This window comes from Rhodovulum visakhapatnamense, assembly GCF_004365965.1.
Lineage (GTDB): Bacteria > Pseudomonadota > Alphaproteobacteria > Rhodobacterales > Rhodobacteraceae > Rhodovulum > Rhodovulum visakhapatnamense.
The window spans coordinates 1-5,993 of record NZ_SOEB01000056.1 but is presented as its reverse complement, the minus strand read 5'-3'; the positions used below and the strand labels follow the sequence as shown (position 1 = coordinate 5,993).

At 63.1% G+C, this 5,993-nt stretch carries 10 protein-coding genes; 6 read left to right on the top strand and 4 right to left on the bottom strand.

Annotation, left to right across the window (positions count from 1 at the left end; genetic code table 11):
- The 6 genes from EV657_RS21780 to EV657_RS20920 all read left to right on the top strand — a co-directional run.
- On the top strand, positions 1 to 253 hold a 253-nt coding region (locus EV657_RS21780), incomplete at its 5' end, for a hypothetical protein (protein ID WP_166673760.1).
- Between the two features lie 3 nt (positions 254 to 256).
- On the top strand, positions 257 to 568 hold the full coding sequence (locus tag EV657_RS20940; protein ID WP_134079773.1) for a hypothetical protein: 312 nt from the start codon (positions 257 to 259) through the stop codon (positions 566 to 568).
- Between the two features lie 95 nt (positions 569 to 663).
- On the top strand, positions 664 to 891 hold the full coding sequence (locus EV657_RS20935; RefSeq protein ID WP_134079771.1) for a DUF7940 domain-containing protein: 228 nt from the start codon (positions 664 to 666) through the stop codon (positions 889 to 891).
- Positions 888 to 1,361: a lysozyme gene (locus EV657_RS20930; protein WP_134079770.1), complete on the top strand. Its 474-nt coding sequence runs from the start codon at positions 888 to 890 to the stop codon at positions 1,359 to 1,361. Before EV657_RS20935 ends, EV657_RS20930 begins: the two co-directional genes overlap by 4 nt.
- Positions 1,340 to 1,681, top strand: coding sequence for a bacteriophage spanin2 family protein (locus EV657_RS20925; protein WP_134079768.1), 342 nt, complete (start codon positions 1,340 to 1,342; stop codon positions 1,679 to 1,681). Before EV657_RS20930 ends, EV657_RS20925 begins: the two co-directional genes overlap by 22 nt.
- Positions 1,682 to 1,874: 193 nt before the next feature.
- Positions 1,875 to 2,345 (top strand): DNA adenine methylase, encoded by a 471-nt coding sequence (locus tag EV657_RS20920; protein WP_425057279.1) that lies wholly within the window; start codon positions 1,875 to 1,877, stop codon positions 2,343 to 2,345.
- A 361-nt stretch (positions 2,346 to 2,706) separates the two neighbouring features.
- Here the strand turns inward: EV657_RS20920 and EV657_RS20915 are convergent, their stop codons facing one another.
- The 4 genes from EV657_RS20915 to EV657_RS20900 form a co-directional block, all read right to left on the bottom strand.
- On the bottom strand, positions 2,707 to 3,126 hold the full coding sequence (locus EV657_RS20915; RefSeq protein WP_134079766.1) for an ASCH domain-containing protein: 420 nt from the start codon (positions 3,124 to 3,126) through the stop codon (positions 2,707 to 2,709).
- 548 nt (positions 3,127 to 3,674) lie between these two features.
- Positions 3,675 to 4,901, bottom strand: a complete 1,227-nt coding sequence (locus EV657_RS22590; RefSeq protein WP_166673759.1) for a sensor domain-containing phosphodiesterase — start codon at positions 4,899 to 4,901, stop codon at positions 3,675 to 3,677.
- A 106-nt stretch (positions 4,902 to 5,007) separates the two neighbouring features.
- Positions 5,008 to 5,373, bottom strand: a complete 366-nt coding sequence (locus EV657_RS20905; RefSeq protein ID WP_134079762.1) for a helix-turn-helix transcriptional regulator — start codon at positions 5,371 to 5,373, stop codon at positions 5,008 to 5,010.
- A gap of 66 nt (positions 5,374 to 5,439) precedes the next feature.
- Positions 5,440 to 5,736 (bottom strand): type II toxin-antitoxin system RelE/ParE family toxin, encoded by a 297-nt coding sequence (locus EV657_RS20900; protein ID WP_243837771.1) that lies wholly within the window; start codon positions 5,734 to 5,736, stop codon positions 5,440 to 5,442.
- Positions 5,737 to 5,993 lie beyond the last annotated feature (257 nt).

The window sequence follows — 5,993 nt, the reverse complement described above, 5'->3', positions numbered from 1 at the left end:
GGCCCGGGTTCCGCTTGGCGGCCGGATCCGGATCCCCGACCCGCTGCGCCCGCGGCCCATCGGTATTGCCCGCCCCGACTACATCTACGACCAGATCGGGTCGGTGGGGCTCAGCGCGACCATCGCGCTCGGGGGGCCCGCGCGCCGGACATCGCGGATCCGGCTGGTCCTGATCTCTGGCGGCAGCAATGTCGGCACCTTCGGCGGCGGGCGGGCGTGTCTCTACCGTCGCCGCGACTATATCGCGGACTGAGCCATGATCGAGGCGACCGACAGCGCGCTCCGCACCCTGCTGGCGATCCTCGGCGCGCTGGTGCTGGTCTGGCTCCGCACCGATGGCATGGCGCTGGTCGCGCGCATGGGCATCGTGATCGCCTCGGGCGCCATCGGCTATGTCGCGGGCCCCGAGATCGCCCTCTGGCTGGGAACGCCCGAGCAGCTGACCATCGTCGGCGTGACGGTCCTCGGCCCGCTGGCGCTGGAAACCGCCGCCGCGGCGCTCCTCTGGCTGAAGCGCGACCCGGCCCATCTGGCCGAGATGCTGCGCCTCTGGCGGGGCGGGAAATGAGTCTGCCCCTCTATCTCACCCTCACCGCCGCCATCTGGCTGGCGCTGATCGTCTGGCCCTGACACCGGGCCGTTCCCAGCCACAGGAGATCCCAAATGAAACTCGTGCCCAACTGGCGCGCGGTGCTGCGCCGTGCGTGGTCGGTGTGGATTCTGGCCGCCATGGTCATCCTCTCCGGCCTTGAGGCGGCCGCCTCGCTGCTCTCGGCCGACATGCTGGGCCTGCCGCCGGATGTCTATGCCGCCGTCGTGGGGGTGCTGTCCGCCGCCGCCGTGCTGGCCCGCCTGATTGCGCAGACCGGCCTTCAGGGGGCAGACCGATGATCCGCCGTCGCACCGCCGCGAAGGGCGGGGCCGCCGCCGCGGTGATCGCCGCGGCCGTCGCGCTGATCGCCCCCTGGGAGGGCCTCCGCACCGCCTCCTATCAGGATATCGTCGGAGTCTGGACGATCTGCTACGGCGAAACCCGGGGCGTCGGGCCGGGCCAGACCGTGGCGCCGGAAGAGTGCCGCAGCCGCCTCGCGACCCGCGCCGCGCAGTTCGAGGCCGAGATCCGCCCCTGTCTGCCCGCCACGCTGCCGGTCGAGACCCGCGCCGCCTTCGTCTCGGCCGCCTACAATATCGGGTCCGGCGCTTTCTGCCGGTCAAGCATGTCCCGCCGGGCGCTCGCGGGCGATCTGCCCGGCGCCTGCGATGCCCTCATGCTGTGGGTGAAGGCGGGCGGTCGCACCGTGCCCGGCCTCGTCAACCGCCGCACCGCGGAACGCGCGCTATGCCTGTCCGGCCTCGACTGATCCTCGCGGCCCTGCTGCTGGCAGGCTGCGGCGGCCTGCCGGTGCCCCTTGGCCCCAACCTCGCCGCGAATGTCCAGGCCGGGGCCGAGAACGTCCAGGGCGTGAAGGTCGAAAACGCGCCCAGCATCGTCAGACCCCGCGCCCGCGATATCCGACAGGAGCAATCGGAAAACCGCCTCCGTGCCGACCGCGTGGAAACCGTCGTCGTCAACGAACTCCCCGCCTGGATCGTGCTGGTCGCCCTGATTGGATGGATCGCCCCCTCGCCAGCCGAGATCGGGCGAAGGATCGGCGAGGCGGTCAGAGGAAGGCGGCGTTAACAAAAAAATACAGCTAAAAGGCGAGCGTGGGGGTATTTGCTCAACCAATTTTTAGCGGTTTGTTCCTATCAACAGAACTGGCCAGGGAAGGGTCCACTAAACTTATCAAAGAACTGAAATCAAAACATTAGACCCCTGCTAGGCCTGACCCAGTGGGGGTCGACCCATTGCCTATCCGCAGCTGATGGAGGTCATGCGTTTCCAGATCACCTCGCGCCGCGAGTTCGAGCGGCTCCGCGCCTGCGATCCGGCCACCCTGACCGATCTGGAACACGCCGCGCGGTTCCTCTATCTGCAACGCTTGGCCTTCGGAGGACGTCCGAGCGATGTCTTCGGCGTGCAGCCTGGGTGCGGGTCGCGCTTCAGCCTAGCCAAAGTCGGCCCGCTGTTCGATTCCGCCCATAGCCGGCTCGATGGCGTGGTCTTCGAGAACCTGCCCTGGCAGGAGGTGCTGGCGCGTTATGATGGCCCGCAGGCGCTGTTCTATCTCGATCCGCCCTATTGGGGCGGCGAGGACGATTACGGCAAGGGCCTCTTCGACCGCGCTTCGACGCCGAGTCGGCTGGATTTCGGCAGTCTGGGCGGGGAACTGCCGTTCGGGACCGTTCCGGAGCGTCGGCCGAGCTTCCAGAGCGGACCTTCAGCAAATCGCCGCGCCGTCTAGAAGGAAGCGGTCGCTCGGGGCGAACTGCAGCCGTTCGCATCGCCGCTGAGAGATCGCCGCTGAGAGAAGGCGGCATAGCGCCTTCCATAGGTTGGCTCGCGGAGGTTATGTACGCCACCAGTCTTCCGTTTACCATGCCCCCTCCCTGCCGATTGCGGACGTTTGATGCCCCAAGGGCGCGCTGCCCGCAGATCATGGAAGCGGCCGTTCATCCCAGCTGCAGCATGCACTCAGGCCGCCAAGGTCCGGAGGGCGGGACAGAGCGGTCACGTCGCTTCCGGACCGTCACATCACGCGGTCAATACAGTCGAGTCGATTAATCCACCGGCAGCTCAGAAATGGGTTGCCATTAGGCGACTTATCATTCTGTCGCCAAGTCCTCGATAAGAACGAACCTTTCCCAAATAATCTGCATGTCCGGTGAAAACCCGCCGTTCCGTTCGAAATAGCCACGATGCCCTGCGCGCCAACCCTCCAGATTTTCATCCTCGCCTTCGGCAAGAGCCATTTCTTCGGTAACTTCATCAAACCTGCATTGGATCAACTCAACGGTCTCAATCACAACGGCTGGAGTGCCGTCCCAATCGAGACAGATATCGCGCCGACCGATCTCCGGGGAAGGCTCGCCATTTTGGAACTCGTACAGGGCGCTGCATGTTGCGACTTTCTTTCCATTTCGCACCAACGACAGCAGTGCGCTGGATAAAGCGGGATCATCGCCAAACTTGAAGGTTCTGGCCGATGGGTACCGCACCTTAAGCGTTCTTAAGTCCTTGGGCATTTCAGTTCTTGCTCCTCCAAGCTCGCGAGGCTTACGTCATCTCGCACGAATACCCCCCAAGATGAAGCGCCTAATGGGGGGCGGAGCATGCTTGGAACGTGGAGCATGGTCGCGTTTGTTAGGCTCTGCGCGAAGACCTTCCTCTCCGCTATCGCCCTCGCCGCAACCGTCATCTTCTGGCTTTGAGGATTAATGAGTCTGGAGCCTAGAGCAGCCGCAACGAAAGCCCGCTTCGTCCCGCTCTCCGGACCTTGGCGCTCCAGGGCATGCCGCAGCGGGGGTGAACGGCCGCTTCCTTGATCCGCTGCCGGATCGGGCTTGGGGGACCGAACGACGGCTATCGGCAGCGAGCGTCCGAGCGACGGCCGCAGGTGCCATTGCGTCGGCGCGTGGCCGCTTCAGCTTACGAGCGGACCTTTGATGCAGAGCAGGGCCGGGTGAATTGGATATGGGCGGTGAGGCGGGAGCGGGCGTTCGTCGCGTTCGGCGCCTTTTCATGGTCACCCGAGCGGGGACACTATCCTGGTCTCGGGTGATCCGAAGCGGATTTAGCACGGTGGCAGGACTTCGGTCCAGCGGCGGGGCTTCGCAATGTGATAGCCTTGCGCGAGATACGCTCCGAGGCGAACAAGCTCGGCCTCCTCGCTCGCGGTTTCGACCCCCTCGGCAATAACCATTCCGCCGTATGACGCAGCATACTCCCGAATTGCCCGCACGAAAGTCTGCTGATCGGGGCTTTGGTCAATCCCAGCGACAAACGATCTGTCGATCTTAAGGATCTCCGGACGAAGTTGGAGCACGTGTCGCAGGCTCGAATACCCGGCCCCGACGTCATCCACGGCGATGCGAAAACCGAAGCCTCGGAGGGCCTTGATCCGCGCTAGGAAGGAGGCATAGTCGACAACCCGTTCGTGCTCGGTGATTTCAAGAACAAGGCGGTCGCGATAATCCGGAGGAAAGATCGCTTCGAAATCACAGCTCTCGATCGAGGAAACTGAGAAATTGATGGCAAGCCAAACACTACGGTCGAGCCGGGCCAAAACTCTGGAGGCCGTGCGCGCTACCTTTTCTTCCAGTGTCATGACCATATCGAGGTGCCGGGCGCGGTCAAATATCTGTTCGACGCTTCCCAGTTCTGGAGCGAAGCGAGTCAGCAGCTCGAAACCGACAGGGACCCGTCCCGGCATGCTTGTTATCGGTTGCAGAAAAAAATCAAACGACGTCTCGGCCAGAGTCTTCGAAAACTCGTCTGCCGCCGTGGATTTGGGGAGATCATCCAGGATGACCGCCTCGATGTCACGCGATAACAGATCGGCGCAAAGCGTGAACAGAGCCACGTCGCGATCGGCCAGCTCGGAATTGGGCTTGCGGCTGAAGGCGCAAAGCATGCCGTAGGTCCGGCCCGACGACAGCACGATTGGAACGCTGAGATGCGCACCCACCGGAAGCGACAAGGTCTCGGAAATATCCGCGACTGCGGGTTCCTCTTGTGCATTTGGCATCAAGTTCGGGGCATGTCCGATCGCAATGCGGAAACAATAACTCTGATCCAGCGGCGTGGCTGCAGCGCTCAGAACGTCGGCCGCAAATCCGGGGTCGTGGCTTTCGACTAGGTCGAATTCTCGCGATGTCGGCGTAAAGCGAGAGATGAACGCAACCTCCATTCCGAAGAGGTCTCGGAGGGCGGCCAAGATCTTGCGTTTTTTCCACCGTAGCGTTTCAGGTCGATTGGCGACGTCCGCCAGAAGAGCTTCGCGAAAGCCATAGCTATTCAATTTCTGCCTCCTGTATGACAGCCCGTGGAGGGGCTGGCATGAGCAAGGGGCAGGGTCCGAGAAAACCGAAGTAAAATCAACCATAAGCTGAACGCGACTCTCAAAGTCACCGTTTGGAAGTCTTGGCGCGGCCGCAGCGGTGCGGCTTCTCGGTCTCGCCCAGCCCGTCGAGAGCCACTGGTGCCCGGCCGGGAAACTCCACCATCAGCTTGAGGCTACCGCCCATGGCCCGCACGTAGCTCGACAGCGTCGACAGCGTCGACAGCAGCAGATCGCTCTGACGTTCGTATCTCGCAACCGTCGCCTGTTGGATGCCAAGGGTTTCGGCCAGCTGGACCTGTGTCAGCTCCCTAGCCTTCCGAAGCTCCCGCAGCGTCAGGTATTCGGCCTGGAGCCGATCAGCCTCGGCTTCGATGCCCGCGCGGCGAGCGGGATCAAGTGCTGCCAGCTTGTCGTTCAGGGTCCGTGCCATAGCCTTCACCCTTTCAGTTCAGCCAGATGACGGTCGAACCGCCCGTCGGCCCGAACGATCAGCCGCTTATAGAAGCGCTTTTCGCTGCCACCTGACTTGTCCCCGCCGACAAGCAGAATCAATCGCCTGTCGTCCAGGATCGAATGCGAAAGCGATGCGCCAGACGCCGCCAGCGGCGTTGCAGCGCAGCTCCTTCATGTTCACATGCTTCGACCCGGTCAGGGTGTCCGCGTGCGGTCTGCCGAGCGAGGGTCTTTCGCGTTCCAGAAGGAGTACTTGGGCGAGGATCGCATCTTGAACCGCCTGCGGGAAATCGTCGAACTCCGGCTCGAATTCCTCGGAAAACAAAACAGTCCACGGCATACGGCCCTCATGCCTTGGAAGCCATGTAGCCTCAAAGCACTAAAATCGCAATGTCGAGGAGGAGGAGGGCCGCCGGTTCGCAGCCTGAGGCCGACACCGTGCTCACGACAGTCGCCATTTGAGGATCGGCGATTCGCCCTGCTCCCAGGGGAGAGGAGAGGCCCTAGGCTCAGGACCCATTGATTTGCTTGAGGCTGCCCGGCCTGCGTGATTCAAACTCCCGGACTGACGGGGGTGATGATGAGCAACCTTTTCTG